Here is a 17,544-nt window from a genome sequence, read left to right as displayed (position 1 = left end):
GGGGTGGGCTGGCTCATCAGGCTTCTCCCAGGTAGGCCTTGATGACCCGCTCGTCGTTGCGCACCGCCTCGGGCGTGCCCAGGGCGATCGGGCGCCCGTATTCCATTACCAGAATGCGCTCGGAGACGCCCATCACCAGTCCCATGTCGTGTTCGATCAGGAGCACCGTCACGCCGTACTCGCGGCGCAGGCGGTCGATCAGCTGCTGCAGATCCTTCTTTTCCTGCGGGTTCAGGCCTGCCGCCGGCTCGTCGAGCATCAGCAGGCGCGGCCCGGTGATCATGCAGCGCGCGATCTCCAGGCGCCGCTGGTGGCCATAGGCCAGGTTGCCCGCCTCGCGGTTGGCGTACTGGCGCAGCTCCATCACGTCGAGCCATTTGAGCGCGTTGTGGATCTTGAGCTGTTCGCTCTCGCGATAGCCCCGGGTGTTGAACAGGCCCGACAGCGGCGGTGGCCGGTGCTGGCGGTGCTGGGCCACGAGCAGGTTTTCCAGCACCGTCATGCTCTTGAACAGGCGCACGTTCTGAAAGGTGCGCACCACGCCTTCGTTGGCCACGTGGTGGCTGGGGTGCCCGGCAATGCTCTTGCCGTTGAGCGCGATGGCGCCGGTGGTGGGCTTGTAGAAGCCGCTGATGCAGTTGAACACCGTCGTCTTGCCCGCGCCGTTGGGCCCGATGATGGCGAAGATCTCCTTGGGGCTCACGTCGAAGCTGATGCCGTCGACCGCCAGCAGGCCGCCAAAGCGCATGCTCAGGTCCTTGACGGTGAGTATGGGCGCGCTCATTGCGGCACCTCCACCTGGTGGCGCTTCATCGGCAGCAGCCCCTGCGGGCGCCAGACCATCATCACGATCATCACGAAGCCGAAGATCAGCATGCGGTACTGCGAGAACTCGCGAGCGAACTCGGGCAGCACGGTGAGCACGATGGCCGCGACGATCACCCCGAGCTGCGAGCCCATGCCGCCCAGCACCACGATGGCCAGGATCAGCGCCGATTCGATGAAGGTGAAGGACTCGGGGTTGACGATGCCCTGGCGCGCCGCGAAGAAGGCGCCACCGAAGCCGGCGAACATGGCCCCGAGCGTGAAGGCCGAGAGCTTGATCTTCATCGGGCTCATGCCGAGCGAGCGGCAGGCGATCTCGTCCTCGCGCAGCGCCTCCCAGGAGCGGCCTATGGGCATGCGGATCAGGCGGTTGCTGATGTACAGCGTGATGCAGGCCAGCAGCAGCGCCATCAGGTAGAGAAAGATCACCATGTGCATGGTGCTGAACTCCAGCCCGAAGAACTGGTGGAAGGTGGTGCCACCCTCCACCGTCGGGTTGCGCGTCATCGGCAGGCCGAACACCGTGGGCTTGGGCAGGCCGGCGATGCCGTCGGGGCCGCCGGTGAAGTCCACCAGGTTGACCAGCAGCAGCCGGATGATCTCGCCAAAACCCAGCGTCACGATGGCCAGGTAGTCGCCGCGCAGGCGCAGTACCGGAAAACCCAGGATGAAGCCGAAGAAGGCCGAGACCACGCCGGTCAGCGGCAGCGCTTCCCAGAAGCTCCAACCCGCCCAGTGGTAGAGCATGGCGAAGGTGTAGGCGCCGGTGGCGTAAAAGCCCACGAAACCCAGGTCCAGCAGCCCGGCAAAGCCGACGACGATGTTCAGGCCCAGGCCCAGCATCACGTAGATCAGCGTGAGGGTGGCGATGTCCACCGAATTGCGCCCGCCGAAGAAGGGCCAGATCACGGCGATCATCAGTACCACCAGCACCAGCACGCGGTGCTGGCCCGGCTCGAAACTGGGCAGCGCGGGCATCTTCAGCGTCGGCAGGCGCGGGAACAGCAGCGGGCGCAGGAACTGCACCACGAAGACCGCCAGGCACCCCCAGAGCAGGGTGGACCAGCTGGGCGCCAGCGTGGTGCGTGCGCCGGCACGCTCCAGGTGCAAGGTGAACGAGGGCAGCAGCACGATCGCCGCGAGCACGGTCGCGACGATGGCGCCACGCAGCGCGCCGCGCACGTCGGTGGAGGGGGCTGTGCGTGCCATCAGACTTTCTCCACTTCAGGTTTGCCCAGCAGCCCGGTGGGGCGGAACATGAGGATCAGCACCAGCAGCGCGAAGGCCACGATGTCCTTGTATTCGGACGAGATGTAGGCTGCGGCCAGGGTCTCGGCAATGCCCAGGATCACGCCGCCCAGCATGGCGCCGGGGATGCTGCCTATGCCACCGAGCACGGCCGCGGTGAAGGCCTTGATGCCGGCGATGAAGCCGATGAAGGGGTTGAGCTTGCCCACGGCCAGCGCGATCAGCACGCCGCCGACGGCAGCCAGGACCGCGCCCAGGATGAAGGTGAAGGAGATCACCCGGTTGGTGTCTATGCCCAACAGGTTGGCCATGTGCATGTCCTGCGAGCAGGCGCGGCTGGCGCGGCCCATGCGCGAATTGCGGATATACAGCGTGAGCAGGACCATGAGCACCACGGTGACGACGATCACCAGCACGCGCGCATAGGGAATGAACACCTCGAAGCCGCCGTTGGCGCCGCCAAAGCGCATCGCGCCCGGAATCAGCGCGGGCACAGCCATGTCGCGCGCACCCTGGCCCAGCGCCATCCAGTTCTGCAGGAAGATGGACATGCCGATGGCGGAAATCAGCGGCACCAGCCGCGGGCTGCCGCGCAGCGGCTTGTACGCGAGCTGCTCGACCACGTAGCCATAGACGGCGGTGACCAGCACCGCCACCAGCAGCATGAGCGTGATCACCAGCCACACCGGCAGGCCGCTTTGCACGCCGACGGCGGAGAGCGTGACCAGCCCGACGTAGGCGCCGATCATGTAGATCTCGCCGTGTGCGAAGTTGATCATGCCGATGATGCCGTAGACCATCGTGTAGCCGATGGCGATCAGCGCATAGATGGCGCCGAGCGACAGGCCATTGAAGAGCTGCTGCAGCAGCTGGGGTAGGAAATCAGACATGGGGGCCCTCGGGCAAAGCGCGCACAGCCACGGTGCGCGCTCTAGGGAGCAAATACGACAGCGCCGCCAGCGCGAGCTGCAGCGGTATGCACTGCAGCACGGCGGCGGCGCTCAGCCTGTGGCCGGGCTTACTTCACGAGGGACTTGGAGCCGTCCTTGTGCCACTCGAAGACCTGGAACTCGAAAGCCTTCAGGTCGCCCTTGGCGTCCCAGCTGGTGGCGCCCAGCGGCGTTTCGAAGGTGGTGGCATGCATGTGGTCGGCGACCTTCTTGGCATCGTCGCCCACGGCCTTGACGCTGTCCAGGATGACCTGGGCGGCGGCGTAGGAGGTCAGCTGGAAGGCGCCCGAAGCGTCGCGCTTCTTGTCCTTGAAGGCCTTGACCACGGCGGCGTTCTTGGGGTTGGAGGCGAAGTCGGCCGGCAGCGTCAGCAGCATGCCTTCGACGGCCGGGCCGGCAATCGCGTTGATCTCGGGGTTGCCCACGCCCTCGGGGCCCATGAGCTTGACCTTCAGGCCCTGCTCGCCCGCCTGGCGCAGCAGCAGACCCATCTCGGGGTGGTAGCCGCCGTAGTAGACGAAGTCCACACCTGCGCTCTTGAGCTTGGTGATGACGGCGGAGTAGTCGCTGTCGCCGGCGTTGATGCCTTCGAACAGCACCACGTCCACGCCGGCCTTCTTCAGGTCGTCGCGCACTGCGGAGGCGATGCCCTGGCCATAGGACTGCTTGTCGTGCAGCACCGCGACCTTGGTCGGCTTGATCTTCTCGATGATGAACTTGGCGGCGGACGGACCCTGCTGGTCATCGCGGCCGATGGTGCGGAAGATGTAGTGGAAGTTCTTGCCGTCCGTCAGCGCGGGCGAGGTGGCCGAGGGCGTGACCACGACCACGCCTTCGTTGTTGTAGATGGGCGCGGCCGCAATCGAGGCGCCCGAGCAGACCGGGCCGACGACGTAGTGGATCTTGTCGTTGACCACGCGGTTGGCGGCGACCGGGCCCTGCTTGGGTTCGCAGGCGTCGTCAACCACCACGGTTTCGACCTTCTTGCCATTGATGCCGCCGGCAGCGTTCACCATTTCCACGGCGGTGAGCACGCCTTCCTTGATCATGTCACCGTACTGGGTGAGCGGGCCGGTGGCGGGGATCACCATGGCGATCTTGACCTGCGCGTGCGCGGGAAACATCAACGATGCACTGGCCAGGCCAATCGCACCCACCAAGGTATGCAAGCGGAATTTCATGGAGTCTCTTTTCAAATTGGTAGAAGTGAAAAACCTCTGCGACGCCGGTAAGCGCCTGCGAGAGTGACAAGGTTAACCGTTTGCGACCGTTTGACCATCGGGAAAACCTGATGCCGGCCGCGGGTTTTGCGCGAAATTTTCTGTTAAAGAGGGTCCTGGCCCGCTGGCGGCTCCGGTGCCTGTGCGGGCTGCGGCTCGGGGCCGCCGGCCGGCCAGCGCCTGAGCACCCGCTGGAAGATCAGCGCATTCGGAATCTGCAGCAGGCGCGGCTCCTGGCCGGCACTGGCGTCCTGCAGCGTGGTGTAGAGCAGATTGATGTCCACCACCTTCCCGAGGGGGCCGGGTTTTTCCGTGTTGGTGTCGAGCAGCTCCACGTGGTCGCCGACGCGAAACGGCCCGACCATGAAGATCAGGAAGGCGCAGAAGATGTTGGACAGCACGCTCCAGGCGGCGAAAAAGGCCACGGCGCCGACCGCCGCGAAGCCGGTGAGGGCGCTCCAGAGCACGCCGGCAGACACCCCTAGGCGCTCGAGCACCAGCAGGAAGGCGCCGCCCAGGATCAGCAGGCGCAGCAGCGCGTTGATCGGCTTGACGAGTTCGTGCGGGAACTGGTAGTGGTCACCCGCGCGCAGGATCAGCCGGCGCAGCGCATGGTGCAGCGCCAGCGCGACCAGCACGATCAGCAGGATCTGCACCGTGGGCACGATGAACTCCAGCCAGTCGTGCATCCACGGCGGCAACCCGGTCTTCAGGCGTGCCAGCATGGGCGCGGCCTCCTACTGCTCTCGGCGCAGGGCCGGAAACAGGATCACGTCGCGGATGCTGGGGCTGTCGGTGAGCAGCATCATCAGGCGGTCTATGCCTATGCCGCAGCCGCCGGTGGGCGGCAGGCCGTACTCCAGCGCACGCACGAAGTCGTGGTCGTAGTACATGGCTTCCTCGTCGCCGGCATCCTTGGCCTGCACCTGCGCTGCAAAGCGCGCCGCCTGGTCCTGCGCGTCGTTGAGCTCGGAGAAGCCGTTGGCCATCTCGCGCCCGGTAATGTAGAGCTCGAAGCGCTCGGTCACCTCGGGGCGCTCGTCGTTGGCGCGCGCCAGCGGCGAGATCTCGGTCGGGTGCTCCATGATGAAGGTCGGCTGCCAGAGCTTTTCCTCCACCGTCTCCTCGAAGTACAGCACCTGCAGGCTGGCCAGCGAGCGGCGTGACAGCTGGTCCTTCTCTTCCTTCAGGCCCAGCTTGCGCAGCGCCGCGGTCAGCCACCGGGCGTCGTCCACGCCCGCACCCGCATCGGTGTGCGCCAGGATGGCTTCGCGTATCGTCATGCGCGCAAACGGCGCCGCCAGGTCCACCGCCCGCCCGCCATAGGTGAGCTGCAGCGTGCCGCTGGCCTTGAGCGCGGCGTCGCGCAGCAACTGCTCGGTGTAGTCCATCAGGTCGCGGTAGTTCCAGTAGGCGGCATAGAACTCCATCATGGTGAACTCGGGGTTGTGGCGCACCGAGATGCCTTCGTTCCTGAAGTTGCGGTTGATCTCGAAGACGCGCTCGAAGCCGCCGACCACCAGGCGCTTGAGGTAGAGCTCGGGCGCGATGCGCAGGTACATCTCCTGATCCAGCGCGTTGTGGTGCGTGACGAAGGGCTTGGCGTTGGCACCCCCGGGTATCGGGTGCAGCATGGGCGTTTCCACCTCCAGAAAGCCGTGCTCGACCATGAAGGCGCGGATGCCCGAGACCGCCTGGCTGCGCGCGATGAAGCGCCGGCGCGCGGCCTCGTCCGTCATCAGGTCGAGGTAGCGCTGGCGGTACTTCATCTCCTGGTCCTGCATGCCATGGAACTTGTCCGGCAGCGGGCGCAGGCTCTTGGTCAGCAGGCGCAGCGCGCCGACCTTGATGGACAGCTCGCCGGTGCGCGTCTTCATCAGCGTGCCGCTGGCGCCGAGGATGTCGCCCAGGTCCCAGCGCTTGAAGTCAGCGTAGAGCTCTTCACCCAGCGCGTCGCGCGTGATGTACAGCTGGATGCGCCCGCCGGTGGCGCCGAGCGAGCCGTCCTGCAGCGTGGCGAAGCTGGCCTTGCCCATCACGCGCTTGAGCATCATGCGCCCGGCCACGCTCACCTGCACCGCCTGCGCCTGCAGCTCGGCGTCGTCCACCTCGCCATAGCGCGCCTGCAGCTCGGCCGCATGCCGGGCGGGCTTGAAGTCGTTGGGAAAGGCCACGCCCAGCCCCTGCGCCTGGCGCTCGCGCAGCAGCCGCAGCTTGTCCTTGCGCTCGGCAATCAGCTGGCTTTCGTCAGACCCGGTGGGGACAGCGGCGGAATCGATGGTTTGCATGGCGAAATGGGGCGTTGCCGCGCGGGGCGGAGCGCCGGTTCAGGGCAGGCGCGGGCCTGCGGTGATGAAAACCGCCGATTCTAGGAGGCCAGGAGGGCGCGTTTGCTGCCGGCCTGCCGAAAATCCCGCAGCCCCGGCGTGCCGGGGAGTGCGCTGCTTTACTTGACCAGCGTCTTGCTGCCGTCCTTGTGCCATTCGAAGACCTGGAACTCGAAGGATTTCAGGTCGCCGTTGGGCTTCCAGCTGGTCGGGCCCAGCGGGGTCTGGAAGGTGGTCTTGTGCATGTGCTCGGCCACGAGTCTGGGGTCGTCGCCCACGGCCTTGATGCTGTCCATGATGACCTGCGCGGCGGCGTAGGAGGTGAGCTGGAAGGCCCCCGAGGGGTCGCGCTTCTTGTCCTTGAATGCCTTGACGATGGGCGCGTTGCGCGCCACGGCGGAAAAGTCGGCCGGCAGCGTGACCAGCATGCCCTCGACCGCGTCCCCGCCTATCGTGTTGATTTCCTCGTTGGCCACGCCTTCCGGGCCCATCATGCGGGCGCCCAGCCCCTGCGCCCGTGCGTCGCGCAGCAGCACACCCATTTCGCTGTGGTAGCCGCCGAAATAGACGAAATCGACGGCCGCCGCCTTGAGCCGCTCGACAACGCTGGCGTAGTCCTTCTGTCCGGCCGTGATGCCTTCGTACATCACCACTTCCACTCCCTCGCGACCGAGGATCTTGCGTGCGGTATTGGCAATGCCACGGCCGTAAGCCTGCTTGTCGTGCAGGATCGCAACCCTGCGCGGCTTGATCTTTTCGACGATGAACTGGGCGGCGACCGCGCCTTGCTCGTTGTCGGGGCCTATGGTGCGAAAGATGTAGTGGTAGTCGGTGCCGTCGGTGAGCGAGGGGGAGGTCGCCGAGGGCGTGACCACGACCACGTGCTGGCTGTTGTAGATCGGTGCGGCCGCGATCGCGGCTCCGGAGCACACCGGCCCCACGACGTAGCGGATCTTGTTGTCCAGCAGCTGGTTGGCGGTGGCGGGTGCCTTCTTGGGGTCGCAGGCATCGTCGAACACCACCGTTTGCACCTGCTGGCCGTTGATGCCGCCACTTGCGTTGACGCCTTCGACGGCCGTGTTCACGCCGTCCTTGACCATGGTTGCGTATTGCGTCAGCGGCCCGCTTGCCGGAATCATCAGGCCGATCCTGATCTGTGCATGGGCCGTGAGCGTAAGGGCGGTTGCGGCGAGGGCCGACAACGCCGTGCATATGCGCGTGCGAAGCTTCATGTAAACCTTCTCGGACAGGTTGAATTGAGGGTGCCGGGCACCCTTGTGGGCCGGCAAGTCGGACAAGATTAATCGCTGGCCGGGCTTTGGCAAGAGGGTTAACCTGCGGCGCGGGGCCTTTCTCTGCCGCGGCGCGGGTCCGCAGCCGCCGGCGCAGTCGCCAGCGCGACCCGGGCGCCCCGTGGCATGATGGTGTGCCCCTTGCACCGCCCCCCGCTGCACCGCCCCATGCTCTACCAGATCATTTCTTTCCTGCTGGACGTTGCCGCCAGCGTGGTCGCCGGCGCCTGTCTGCTGCGCGTGTACATGCAGCGTCTGCAGCTGCCGTTTGGCAACCCGGTCGGGCAGGCGGTGCTGGCGCTCAGCGACTGGCTGGTGCTGCCTCTGCGTCGGCTGCTGGCGCCGCGCGGTCGCTGGGACCTTGCCAGCCTGCTGGCGGCAGTACTGGCGCAGGCGGTGGAATACCTGGTGCTGATGCTCTGGCTGGGCGCGGGCCTGGGCGGCCTGGTGTTTCTGGTGCTGTTCAGCACGGTGCGCGTGGCCATCCTCGGACTGATCGGCCTCATCATCCTGCATGCGGTGCTGAGCTGGGTGCCCAACCATTCGCCGATTGCCGGCATGGTCGCGCGCCTCGCGGAGCCCTTGCTCGCGCCGCTGCGGCGCGTGCTGCCCCAGCCCCAGGGTCTGGATTTCTCGCCGCTGGTGGCGTTGCTGATTCTGCAGGTGCTCCTGATCGTTCTGGGGAATCTGCAGGCCGCTTCATTTTTGTAATGAAATACGGCTCTAACGCCCGCCAGCCAAGCGCTGGCAGCTATTGTTTTCGAGGTCAGGCGATGGCGTCCACGGGCAGGCGCTGCAGCGTCGCCAGCAGCCGGGCGACGGTGCCCGGCAGCTGCCGGCGGTCGACGATCATGTCCACCGCGCCCTTGCTCTGCAGGAATTCGGCGCGCTGAAAGCCTTCGGGCAGGGTGACGCGCACGGTCGATTCGATCACGCGCGGCCCGGCAAAACCGATCAGCGCGCCGGGTTCGGCGATCACGATGTCGCCCATGAAGGCAAAGCCGGCCGAGACGCCGCCCATGGTCGGGTCCGTCAGTACGCTGATGTAGGGCAGGCCCTTCTTGGCCAGGCGGGTGAGCGCGGCATTGGTCTTGGCCATCTGCATCAGCGACAGCAGGCCCTCCTGCATGCGCGCGCCGCCCGTGGCGGTAAAGCAGATGAAGGGCACTTTCTGCTCGATGGCGTTTTCCACCCCGCGGGCAAAGCGTTCTCCGACGACCGAGCCCATGGAGCCGCCCATGAAGTCGAATTCGAAGGCCGCGGCGACGATGCTGATGCTCTTGACCGCGCCGCCCATGACCACGAGCGCGTCGGTCTCGCCGGTGTTCTCCAGCGCCTCTTTCAGGCGCTCGGGGTACTTGCGGCTGTCCTTGAACTTGAGCGCGTCCACCGGTATGACTTCCTGGCCGATCTCGTAGCGCCCTTCGGCGTCGAGGAAGGCGTCGAGCCGTGCGCGCGCGCCGATGCGGTGGTGGTGGCCGCAGTTGGGGCAGACGTTCTGGTTGTGCTCCAGGTCGGTCTTGTAGAGCACGGTGTCGCAGCTCGGGCACTTGATCCACAGCCCCTCGGGCATCTGCCGGCGTTCGGCCGGGTCGGTGGGCTGGATCTTGGAAGGCAGGAGTTTTTCAAGCCAGGACATGGTGGTTTCCTTCGGTGTGGGCCGCGGGCGGCCCAGGTATTCAGGCGTCCAGTGCCTTGCGGATCTGGCGCAGGAAGTCGATGGTGACCCCGACGACGCGCTCGTGCGGCTGGTCTTCGATCAGCTCGATGATGCGGCTGCCCATGACCACCGCGTCGGCCGTGCTGGCGATGGCCCGGGCGGTTTGCGCGTCGCGTATGCCAAAGCCCACGCCCACCGGAATCTTCACGTGCTCGCGGATGCGCGGCAGCATGGCCGCCACCTCCTCGGTCTTGAGCGCGCCCGAGCCGGTCACCCCCTTGAGCGAGACGTAGTACACATAGCCGCGCGCCACGCGCGCCACCTGCTGCATGCGCTCGGTTGTGGAGGTGGGCGCGAGCAGGAAGATCAGGTCAATGCCGCTGCCGCGCAGCTCGGCGCCGAACTGCTCGCATTCCTCGGGCGGGTAATCGACGACGAGCACGCCGTCCACGCCGCAGGCGGCGCAGTCGCGCGCAAAGCTGCCCGGGCCGCGCTGCTGCTCGTAGCGCTCGACCGGGTTGGCGTAGCCCATGAGCACCACCGGCGTCGCGCTGTTGCGCTGGCGAAAGACCCGCACCATCTCCAGCACCTCGGCCAGGCCTATGCCGAGCTGCAAGGCCTTTTCCCCGGCTTTCTGGATCACCGGGCCGTCGGCCATCGGGTCGGAAAACGGTACGCCCAGCTCGATCACGTCGGCGCCCGCCTCGACCATGCCGTGCATCAGCGCGGGCGTGATGTCGGCAAACGGAAAGCCGGCCGTGACATACGGAATCAGCGCCTTGCGGCCCCTGGCCTGCAGGGCCTCGAAGGTGTCGGCAATGCGGCTCATGCGCGGGCCCCCTTGACGGTGGCGCCCTGCTGGCTCGGGCGGTCGAAGTATTCGCCGCCGGCCAGGTCGGCCACCGTGCCTATGTCCTTGTCGCCGCGGCCCGAAAGGTTCACGAGGATGGCCTGCCCGGGCGCCATGGTCGGGGCCAGCTGCATCGCGTAGGCCACCGCGTGGCTCGACTCCAGCGCCGGGATGATGCCTTCGGTGCGGCACAGATGGTGAAAGGCCGCCAGCGCCTCATCGTCGGTGATGCCCACATAGCGCGCGCGGCCGGTGTCCTGCAGCCAGGCATGCTCGGGGCCGACGCCGGGGTAATCGAGCCCCGCGCTGATCGAGTGCGTCTCGGTGATCTGGCCGTTCTCGTCCTGCAGGATGTAGGTGCGGTTGCCGTGCAGCACGCCGGGGCTGCCGCGCTCCAGGCTCGCGGAGTGCTTGCCCGAATCCAGCCCCTGGCCCGCGGCCTCGACGCCGATCAGCTGCACCGCCTCGTGCGCGATGTAAGGGTAGAAGATGCCCATGGCATTGCTGCCTCCGCCGACGCAGGCGACGACGGCATCGGGCTGGCGCCCCGGGCCCAGCAGCTCGGGCATCTGCGTGAGGCACTCGGTGCCGATCACGCTCTGAAAGTCGCGCACCATCATCGGATAGGGGTGGGGGCCGGCCACGGTGCCGATGATGTAGAAGGTGTTGTCCACGTTGGCCACCCAGTCGCGCATGGCCTCGTTGAGCGCGTCCTTGAGCGTGCGGCTGCCGCTTTCCACCGGCACCACGCGCGCGCCCAGGAGCTGCATGCGATAGACGTTGGGACTCTGGCGCTTGACGTCTTCCGCGCCCATGTAGACCACGCACTCCAGGCCGTAGCGCGCGCAGATGGTGGCCGTGGCCACGCCGTGTTGGCCGGCCCCGGTCTCGGCGATGATGCGCGGCTTGCCCATGCGCCGCGCGAGCATCGCCTGGCCGATCACGTTGTTGATCTTGTGCGCTCCGGTGTGGTTGAGGTCTTCGCGCTTGAGGTAGATCTGCGCACCGCCGAGCTCGCGGCTCATGCGCGCCGCATGGTAGACCGGCGAGGGGCGCCCGACGTAGTGCGCGAGTTCGCTGCGGAATTCCGCGATGAAGTCGGGGTCGTTCTGATAGCGCGCGTAGGCGGCGCGCAGCTCGTCGATGGCGTGCGTCAGGGTCTCGCTGACGAAACTGCCGCCATAGGGGCCGAAGTGGCCACGGGTATCGGGTTGGTCGTATTGCAACATTTGATTCTTGGGGAGTCAGGCTGCGTCTGCCGCACGCACGGCGGCGACGAAGCGGGCCATCTTGCCGGCGTCCTTGAGGCCGTGTACGGGCTTGCCGTCAGGGCCTTCAAGCTCCACGCCGGAGCTCACGTCAACGGCCAGCGTCCTGCAACGCTGCCGCAGCGCCCTGATGCCATCGCCCACGTTGGCAGGTGTGAGTCCACCAGACAAAACGAGGTGAGCATCGACGTTGGGTGGCAGCAGTGACCAAGGGAATGTCTTGCCGCCCCCGCCATAGCCTGGAGTCTGTGCATCCAGCAGGATGGCGCGGGCGCGGGAGTGATCGTGGGCGTATTTTACGAGGTCGAAGTGCCCCGCGCCGGCGTCCTCCGGAATGCGCGCAGCGCGCAGGTAGGCAATGCGCCCGCGATCGCTGGCGTGCCAGCAGTCTTCGGGTGATTCATCACCATGAAATTGGGCCGTAGCGCCCGGTACGAGAGCGCAAGCAGCTATGGTTTCAGAAGCGGGTGCATTGACGAAGAGCAGTACCGGCGTGACGAAGGGCGGCAGCCGCGCAGCCAGCTCGGCGGCTCGCTGGGGCAAGACGCAGCGCCGGCTGCCGCGGTAGAGCACGAAGCCGATCGCATCCACCCCCAGGGCCACGGCGGCGTCCACATCGGCTTCGCGGGTCAGGCCGCAGATCTTGATGCGGGTGCGCGTCGTCTTGGCATGCGTCGGGCTGGCGCTCATGGCAGCCAATCATACGCAGGCGTGCGATCGGGCAGGCCCCAGACGCCTTCGTACACGGGGCCGAGGAAGTACAGACCCTCGGCCATGAAGGTCGGCGCCGCCATGCTGCGCGAGCGCGCCTGCAGCACCTCCTGCATCCACTGCGCGGGCCGCGCGCCCTGGCCTATGGTGATGAGGCAGCCCATGATGTTGCGCACCATGTGGTGCAGGAAGGCGCTGCCTTCGAACTCGAAACGCCAGTAGCCCGTGGGGCAGCCCTGGGTGCCGGTGTCCGCCGGCTGCAGGCTGGCGCGCCGGGAGATGTCGATGCGCATGAGGCGCTTGACCGGGCTCCTGGCCTGGCAGCCCGCAGCGCGAAACGAGCTGAAGTCGTGCTCGCCGATCAGGTAGCCGGCGGCTTCCTGCATGGCCGCAAGCGCCAGCGGCTGGAATACCCAGCCGACGCGCCCCGCCTCCACGCTCGGGCGCACGGGCGACTGCAGCAGCACGTAGGCATAGCGGCGCGCGACGGCGCAGGCGCGCGCATGGAAGGCATCGGGCACGCGCCGCGCCCATTGCACGGCCACGTCGGGCGGCAGAAAGCTGTTGGGGCCGCGCACCCAGGCGAATTCGGGGCGCTCGATGCCGGTGTCGAAGTGCACCACCTGCATCAGCGCATGCACGCCGGCATCGGTGCGCCCGGCGCACAGCGTGGCGATGGGCACGGTGGCGAAGCGGGTGAGTGCCGCCTCCAGGCGGTCCTGCACGGTGCGCCCCGAAGGCTGGCTCTGCCAGCCCTGGTAGGCTTGGCCGTTGTAACTTACGCCCAGAGCGATGCGCATGCCTGCTGGCCCACGGTGCCCGACTGGCGCCGCGCGCGGTGCGCTGCCCGCTGCGGCGCCGCGCCGCGCTCAGTCCAGCGCGCCGAGCATGCGCTCGGCCCTGGCCTTGAGCTCGCCGTCGGCCTGGGCGAGGACTTCCTCGACCAGCGCGCGCGCGCCTTCACTGTCGCCTATGGCCTTGAACTCCTCGGCCAGGGCGAGCTTGGTGGCCAGGGGGTCGCTGGGCAGCGGCTGTGCGGGAGCGGCCGGGGCGGCGGCGCTGACGTCGATGGCCGGGCTGGCCGGCTGGCTCAGGTCCAGCGACAGGTCGCCAAGGTCGAATTCCAGTGCGGCCGGCTCGGTGCCTGCGTCTTCGCGCTTGGAAAGCGGCATGGGGCCGGAATCGGCCAGCACCAGGTCGTCGGCCGGGAAATCCAGCGTGTGCGCGAGATCGTCCGCCGCAGGGGCGGGCGCTGGCGCCAGCGCGGCCGGCACGGTGGGCAGCGCCTGGGGAGCGGTGTCGGCAGCCCTCTCCTCGTCGCGGGCACGCGCCGCTTCGGCAGCGGCAGCGAAGCTCGAGGCTGTGCCAGCCGCGGCCGCGGCCGTGGTCGTGGCCTGCAGGGGCGCGGGCGTGGAGGCGCCGCTGTCCAGATCCAGATCCAGCCCGATTTCGGGCAGCACCGAGTCGGGCGCGGGCGCCACCGGGGCGGCGGGCGGCGGACTCAGCTCGGGCGCATCGATGCCGCCCGGCGTCGGTTCGCGGGTCTGCGGGGGGCTGGCGACCGGTGCCTGCGCGGCAGCGATGCCGGCCGCAGCGGCGCCGGCGGCAGCGGGCAGCGCGCGGTAGAGCGGGTTGTCGCCGTCGAGCTCCGCGCCCAGGCGCTGCACGCGCTCCCACTCGGGGCCCTGGCCCTGGCTGAGCTCACGTACCTGGCGCGCGGCCGCTTCCAGGCCCACGCGGTCCTGGCGCTTGGCGTAGATCTCGGCCAGCTTGGCCGGGATGGCCACCTGTTGCGGGTGCAGCAGCGCAGCCTCCTTGAGGATGGCTTCGGCTTCGGGGTCCTTGCCGTAGGCGAGGTAGACGTCGGCCTCGGCGACCGGGTCCACGTCGCCAATCTGATCGAGCTGGCTCGGAGAATAGAGGGTCGAGGTGGAGCCGGTGTTCAGATCGCTGCTGGTGGTGTCCACCTCCTGGCCGCCACTTTCGGCAAAGAAGGAGTCGGGGTGGTCGGCGTCGTCGGCGAAGGTGGTCTCGGGGCCATGCTGGTTGCGCCGGCTCTGCTGCCAGCGGTAGCCGGCCCAGCCCAGCAGCAAGACCAGCAGCGCCAAGGCGCCGCCCGCCTTCAGCGGGTCTTGGGTGAGTTCGTCGAGCAGGCTGGGCTCGGCCGCCGGTGGCGCCGGTGGCGGCGCGGGCGCAGCCGCAGGCTGGGCCGCTTCGGGTGCGGGTGCAGGCTCCGGTGCGGCGACCGGCTCGGTGGCCGCGGCGGCCAGGGCCGGCGGCGCGGTGAGCTCGGCGGCGCTGTCGGCGGTCGGTGCGGCGGCGTTCGAATCTGCCGCCGGCGTGGCGGGGGCATCGGCCGGCGGAGCGCTGGCCGAGGAGGTGCTGTCTGCGGCCGGTGCTGCGGCCGCGGGCTCGGCGGGGGCTGCGGAATCGGCGGGGGCCGCGTCGGCGCCGTCGCCTATCTTCTGCAATTCGGCGACGTTGCGCGAGAGCTCGGCCAGACGCGCCGAGGTCTCCTGCGCCTGGCGGCTCTCGGCGGTCTTGGCGTCGTCCGCCGCCTTGGCCGCGGCCTCGCCCTTGCTCAGGGTCAGCTTGTCGGTCTGGGCCGCTTCCGGTTTGCTTTCGGCCACTTCGGTCTGCACCTTGCCCCTGTCGGCGCGCGTGGCCGACTGCACGCCGGCGCTGGGGGCGGCCCCTGCCAGGCGCTGGCGGAAGGCGTTGAAGTCGTGGATCTGCGCCGCGATGATCTTGCGTGCCTGGGCGGCGGAGGTGGCCTGGGCCGCTTCCTTGCCGGGCAGCTGCAGCACCGCGCCCGCGCGCAGGCGGTTGACGTTGCCGTCGATGAAGGCCTCGGGGTTCGCGCGCAGCATGGCCAGCAGCATCTGGTCGAGCGATACGCCGCCGGGCCGGTGGGCGCTGGCGATGGCGCCGGCGGTGTCACCGGCGTGGACCGTGACCTCGCGCGCCGCGTTCTCGCTGGGTGGTGCGGGCGCGCGCGCGGGCGCGGGCGCCGGCGCTGCGGTCTGGGCTCTGGGCGCGGGCGGCGCGCTCGGACTGGGCACGGCGGTGGCCTGCGCGCCGCTTGCACCGGCCTCGCCCGTCTGGGCTGCCAGCGGCGCGGGCGCGGACGGGCGGCGCAGGGCCGGCGGGTCGAACAGCAGGGTATAGCTGCGCACGATGTGGCCGGCGTTCCAGGCGGCATCGATCACCAGGTCGATGAAGGGGTCGCTCACCGCCCGGTCGCTGCTCATCTGCAGCACCATGCCGCCTCGGGCTTGCTGCTTGAGCTCGAGGCGGATGCCGTTGACCGCCGGTGAAAACTCCAGCCCCTGGGCGCGGAAGACCTCGGGGCTGGCCATGCGCACGCGCAGCGATTCGGCTTCGGCGGGCGTGATGCGCGGCAGCGCGACTTCGGCGCGCAGAGGTTCACCCAGGGCAGACTGAACCGTGACCTTGCCCAGGGTCAGCGCGCTGGCGGTGGAGACGTACAGGCCCGTGGAGAGGGCGGCCGCAGTGGCCAGGAGGGAAAGGTTCCAGCGATGCATGGGTGCGGCAGTCTGCGTTGTGTGTCTGTTGGTTGCCTTGCGCTTTGAAAACAGGAGCGCAAAAGCCCCTGATGACGGTTGAAAGCACCTTAGCATCAATGTGTTGCACTGACAAGCTGAGGATGCGGTTCAGCTTTTTTTCAGACCTTTTGTGCCATTTTGTCGCATCCCCTGTTGGCAACTGGCAACAAGCGGGCGCGGCGCTTCCAGGCCGCGCACCGCCGTCGTTCGGAGAGCGCCGGCGCGCTCAGGCGGCCAGCAGGATGCGCAGCATGCGCCGCAGCGGCTCGGCCGCGCCCCAGAGCAGCTGGTCGCCGACCACGAAGGCCGAGACGTACTCGGGTCCGAGGTTGAGCTTGCGCACGCGCCCGACCGCGATGTCCAGGCCGCCCGTGACTGCAGCGGGCGTGAGTTCATGGACGCTGCGCTCGCGTTCGTTGGGCACGAAGCGCACCCAGGGGTTGCCGCCCTGGATCAGCGATTCGATTTCCGCCAACGGCAGGTCCTTCCTGAGCTTGAGCGTGAGCGCCAGCGAATGGCAGCGCATTGCGCCGATGCGCACGCACAGGCCGTCCACCGGAATCGGCGTGGCAGTGCCCAGAATCTTGTTGACCTCTGCCTGGCCCTTCCATTCTTCCTTGGACTGGCCGTTGTCCAGTTGCGAGTCGATCCAGGGAATCAGACCGCCGGCCAGGGGCGAGCCGAAGAACTCGCGCGGCACGTCTTCCCGTATGGTCTGCGCAACCTTGCGGTCGATCTCCAGGATGGCCGAGGCCGGCGTGGCCAGGTCGTCTTCCACCGCGGCGTGGATCACGCTCATGCCCTTGAGCAGCTCGCGCATGTGGTTGGCGCCGCCGCCCGACGCCGCCTGGTAGGTCATGGAGCTGACCCATTCGACCAGACCTGCCTTGAACAGCCCGACCATGCCCATGAGCAGGATGGAATTGGTGCAGTTGCCGCCTATCCAGTTCCTGCCGCCCGCGGCCAGGCGCTGGCGGATCAGCTCTTCGTTCACCGGGTCGAGCACGATGACTGCGTCGGACTCCATGCGCAGCGCGCTGGCGGCATCGATCCAGTGTCCTTGCCAGCCGGCGGCGCGCAGCTTGGGGAAGACTTCCTTGGTGTAGTCGCCGCCCTGGCAGGAAATGACGATGTCGCAGCGGCCGAGCGCGGCGACGTCGCCCGCGTCCTGCAGCGTGGTGTGCGTGCGCGCCATGGCGGGCGCCTTGCCGCCGGCGTTGGAAGTGGAGAAGAAGACCGGCTCGATCAGCTCGAAATCGCCTTCGGCCTGCATGCGCTGCATCAGCACCGAGCCGACCATGCCGCGCCAGCCGACGAGACCTACCAGTTGCTTGCCCATTGCTCTGCCCTTTCAAAAAATCGAAGCACCATCCGGCGCTGCTTTCTTGCCCCGGCTCGTCTGGCCGGAGGAGGGCGCACGACGATGCCGGAGCTGTTCAGCTCTTGATGGTCGTGGTTTTGGTGGTGAACGCGCATGCCCGCTCGCCGTGCATGGCGACGGGGTACAGCCGGTTTGGCAGCGTGGCATCCATGGAGCGGTATTTTAGGCCAAGCGGTTTTTGCACTGCAACATGGGGAGCAGGACGGCTTTCGCAAAAAGACAACAGGCCCGCGCGAGGGCCGGTGC

At 67.9% G+C, this 17,544-nt stretch carries 15 protein-coding genes; 1 reads left to right on the top strand and 14 read right to left on the bottom strand.

What is annotated here, in order from left to right:
- Window positions 1–16: 16 nt before the first annotated feature.
- The 7 genes from livG to FOZ74_RS03435 form a co-directional block, all read right to left on the bottom strand.
- On the bottom strand, window positions 17–784 hold the full coding sequence (livG, locus tag FOZ74_RS03465; protein ID WP_146911763.1) for a high-affinity branched-chain amino acid ABC transporter ATP-binding protein LivG: 768 nt from the start codon (window positions 782–784) through the stop codon (window positions 17–19).
- A complete protein-coding gene (locus FOZ74_RS03460) occupies window positions 781–2,034 on the bottom strand; it encodes a high-affinity branched-chain amino acid ABC transporter permease LivM (RefSeq protein ID WP_146911762.1) in 1,254 nt (417 codons plus the stop codon). The genes livG and FOZ74_RS03460 overlap by 4 nt, the downstream gene beginning before the upstream one ends.
- Entirely contained in the window at window positions 2,034–2,963 is a 930-nt protein-coding gene (livH, locus tag FOZ74_RS03455; protein WP_146911761.1) for a high-affinity branched-chain amino acid ABC transporter permease LivH, read from the bottom strand. Before livH ends, FOZ74_RS03460 begins: the two co-directional genes overlap by 1 nt.
- 128 nt (window positions 2,964–3,091) lie before the next feature.
- Window positions 3,092–4,147 carry a high-affinity branched-chain amino acid ABC transporter substrate-binding protein gene (locus tag FOZ74_RS03450; protein WP_432417479.1) on the bottom strand — a complete coding sequence of 352 codons (1,056 nt, stop codon included), beginning with the start codon at window positions 4,145–4,147 and terminating at the stop codon, window positions 3,092–3,094.
- 200 nt (window positions 4,148–4,347) lie between these two features.
- Window positions 4,348–4,968, bottom strand: a complete 621-nt coding sequence (locus FOZ74_RS03445; protein ID WP_146911759.1) for a mechanosensitive ion channel family protein — start codon at window positions 4,966–4,968, stop codon at window positions 4,348–4,350.
- A 12-nt stretch (window positions 4,969–4,980) separates the two neighbouring features.
- Window positions 4,981–6,531 carry a lysine--tRNA ligase gene (lysS, locus tag FOZ74_RS03440; protein ID WP_146911758.1) on the bottom strand — a complete coding sequence of 517 codons (1,551 nt, stop codon included), beginning with the start codon at window positions 6,529–6,531 and terminating at the stop codon, window positions 4,981–4,983.
- A gap of 158 nt (window positions 6,532–6,689) precedes the next feature.
- Window positions 6,690–7,802 (bottom strand): high-affinity branched-chain amino acid ABC transporter substrate-binding protein, encoded by a 1,113-nt coding sequence (locus tag FOZ74_RS03435; RefSeq protein ID WP_146911757.1) that lies wholly within the window; start codon window positions 7,800–7,802, stop codon window positions 6,690–6,692.
- 228 nt (window positions 7,803–8,030) lie between these two features.
- On the opposite strand from FOZ74_RS03435, the gene FOZ74_RS03430 reads away from it, so the two are divergent.
- Entirely contained in the window at window positions 8,031–8,573 is a 543-nt protein-coding gene (locus FOZ74_RS03430) for a YggT family protein (protein ID WP_146914059.1), read from the top strand.
- A 55-nt stretch (window positions 8,574–8,628) separates the two neighbouring features.
- Here FOZ74_RS03430 and accD read toward each other — a convergent pair whose 3' ends face one another.
- The 7 genes from accD to asd form a co-directional block, all read right to left on the bottom strand.
- A complete protein-coding gene (gene accD / locus FOZ74_RS03425) occupies window positions 8,629–9,501 on the bottom strand; it encodes an acetyl-CoA carboxylase, carboxyltransferase subunit beta (RefSeq protein WP_146911756.1) in 873 nt (290 codons plus the stop codon).
- Window positions 9,502–9,541: 40 nt separating this feature from the next.
- Complete coding sequence (gene trpA, locus FOZ74_RS03420) at window positions 9,542–10,351, bottom strand: tryptophan synthase subunit alpha (RefSeq protein WP_146911755.1); 810 nt, start codon at window positions 10,349–10,351, stop codon at window positions 9,542–9,544.
- Window positions 10,348–11,601: a tryptophan synthase subunit beta gene (trpB, locus tag FOZ74_RS03415; RefSeq protein ID WP_146911754.1), complete on the bottom strand. Its 1,254-nt coding sequence runs from the start codon at window positions 11,599–11,601 to the stop codon at window positions 10,348–10,350. Before trpB ends, trpA begins: the two co-directional genes overlap by 4 nt.
- Before the next feature lie 15 nt (window positions 11,602–11,616).
- Window positions 11,617–12,330, bottom strand: a complete 714-nt coding sequence (locus FOZ74_RS03410; RefSeq protein WP_146911753.1) for a phosphoribosylanthranilate isomerase — start codon at window positions 12,328–12,330, stop codon at window positions 11,617–11,619.
- Window positions 12,327–13,151, bottom strand: a complete 825-nt coding sequence (gene truA / locus FOZ74_RS03405; RefSeq protein WP_146911752.1) for a tRNA pseudouridine(38-40) synthase TruA — start codon at window positions 13,149–13,151, stop codon at window positions 12,327–12,329. The genes FOZ74_RS03410 and truA overlap by 4 nt, the downstream gene beginning before the upstream one ends.
- Before the next feature lie 69 nt (window positions 13,152–13,220).
- Window positions 13,221–15,896 (bottom strand): motility hub landmark protein FimV, encoded by a 2,676-nt coding sequence (locus tag FOZ74_RS03400; RefSeq protein ID WP_146911751.1) that lies wholly within the window; start codon window positions 15,894–15,896, stop codon window positions 13,221–13,223.
- Window positions 15,897–16,143: 247 nt separating this feature from the next.
- The gene (gene asd, locus FOZ74_RS03395; protein WP_146911750.1) at window positions 16,144–17,256 is read right to left on the bottom strand and encodes an aspartate-semialdehyde dehydrogenase; all 1,113 of its coding nucleotides are present in this window, start codon (window positions 17,254–17,256) and stop codon (window positions 16,144–16,146) included.
- Between the last annotated feature and the right edge of the window lie 288 nt (window positions 17,257–17,544).

Source organism: Comamonas flocculans (assembly GCF_007954405.1).
GTDB lineage: Bacteria > Pseudomonadota > Gammaproteobacteria > Burkholderiales > Burkholderiaceae_C > Comamonas_C > Comamonas_C flocculans.
This window is presented reverse-complemented; position numbering and strand designations above follow the sequence as displayed.

Coding starts and splice junctions, on each gene's coding strand:
- livG (WP_146911763.1), bottom strand. CDS start 784: ATGAGCGCGCCCATACTCACCGTCAAGGACCTGAGCATGCGCTTTGGC.
- trpA (WP_146911755.1), bottom strand. CDS start 10,351: ATGAGCCGCATTGCCGACACCTTCGAGGCCCTGCAGGCCAGGGGCCGC.
- FOZ74_RS03460 (WP_146911762.1), bottom strand. CDS start 2,034: ATGGCACGCACAGCCCCCTCCACCGACGTGCGCGGCGCGCTGCGTGGC.
- FOZ74_RS03430 (WP_146914059.1), top strand. CDS start 8,031: ATGCTCTACCAGATCATTTCTTTCCTGCTGGACGTTGCCGCCAGCGTG.
- trpB (WP_146911754.1), bottom strand. CDS start 11,601: ATGTTGCAATACGACCAACCCGATACCCGTGGCCACTTCGGCCCCTAT.
- FOZ74_RS03410 (WP_146911753.1), bottom strand. CDS start 12,330: ATGAGCGCCAGCCCGACGCATGCCAAGACGACGCGCACCCGCATCAAG.
- truA (WP_146911752.1), bottom strand. CDS start 13,151: ATGCGCATCGCTCTGGGCGTAAGTTACAACGGCCAAGCCTACCAGGGC.
- FOZ74_RS03450 (WP_432417479.1), bottom strand. CDS start 4,147: ATGTTTCCCGCGCACGCGCAGGTCAAGATCGCCATGGTGATCCCCGCC.
- livH (WP_146911761.1), bottom strand. CDS start 2,963: ATGTCTGATTTCCTACCCCAGCTGCTGCAGCAGCTCTTCAATGGCCTG.
- FOZ74_RS03400 (WP_146911751.1), bottom strand. CDS start 15,896: ATGCATCGCTGGAACCTTTCCCTCCTGGCCACTGCGGCCGCCCTCTCC.
- asd (WP_146911750.1), bottom strand. CDS start 17,256: ATGGGCAAGCAACTGGTAGGTCTCGTCGGCTGGCGCGGCATGGTCGGC.
- FOZ74_RS03445 (WP_146911759.1), bottom strand. CDS start 4,968: ATGCTGGCACGCCTGAAGACCGGGTTGCCGCCGTGGATGCACGACTGG.
- FOZ74_RS03435 (WP_146911757.1), bottom strand. CDS start 7,802: ATGAAGCTTCGCACGCGCATATGCACGGCGTTGTCGGCCCTCGCCGCA.
- lysS (WP_146911758.1), bottom strand. CDS start 6,531: ATGCAAACCATCGATTCCGCCGCTGTCCCCACCGGGTCTGACGAAAGC.
- accD (WP_146911756.1), bottom strand. CDS start 9,501: ATGTCCTGGCTTGAAAAACTCCTGCCTTCCAAGATCCAGCCCACCGAC.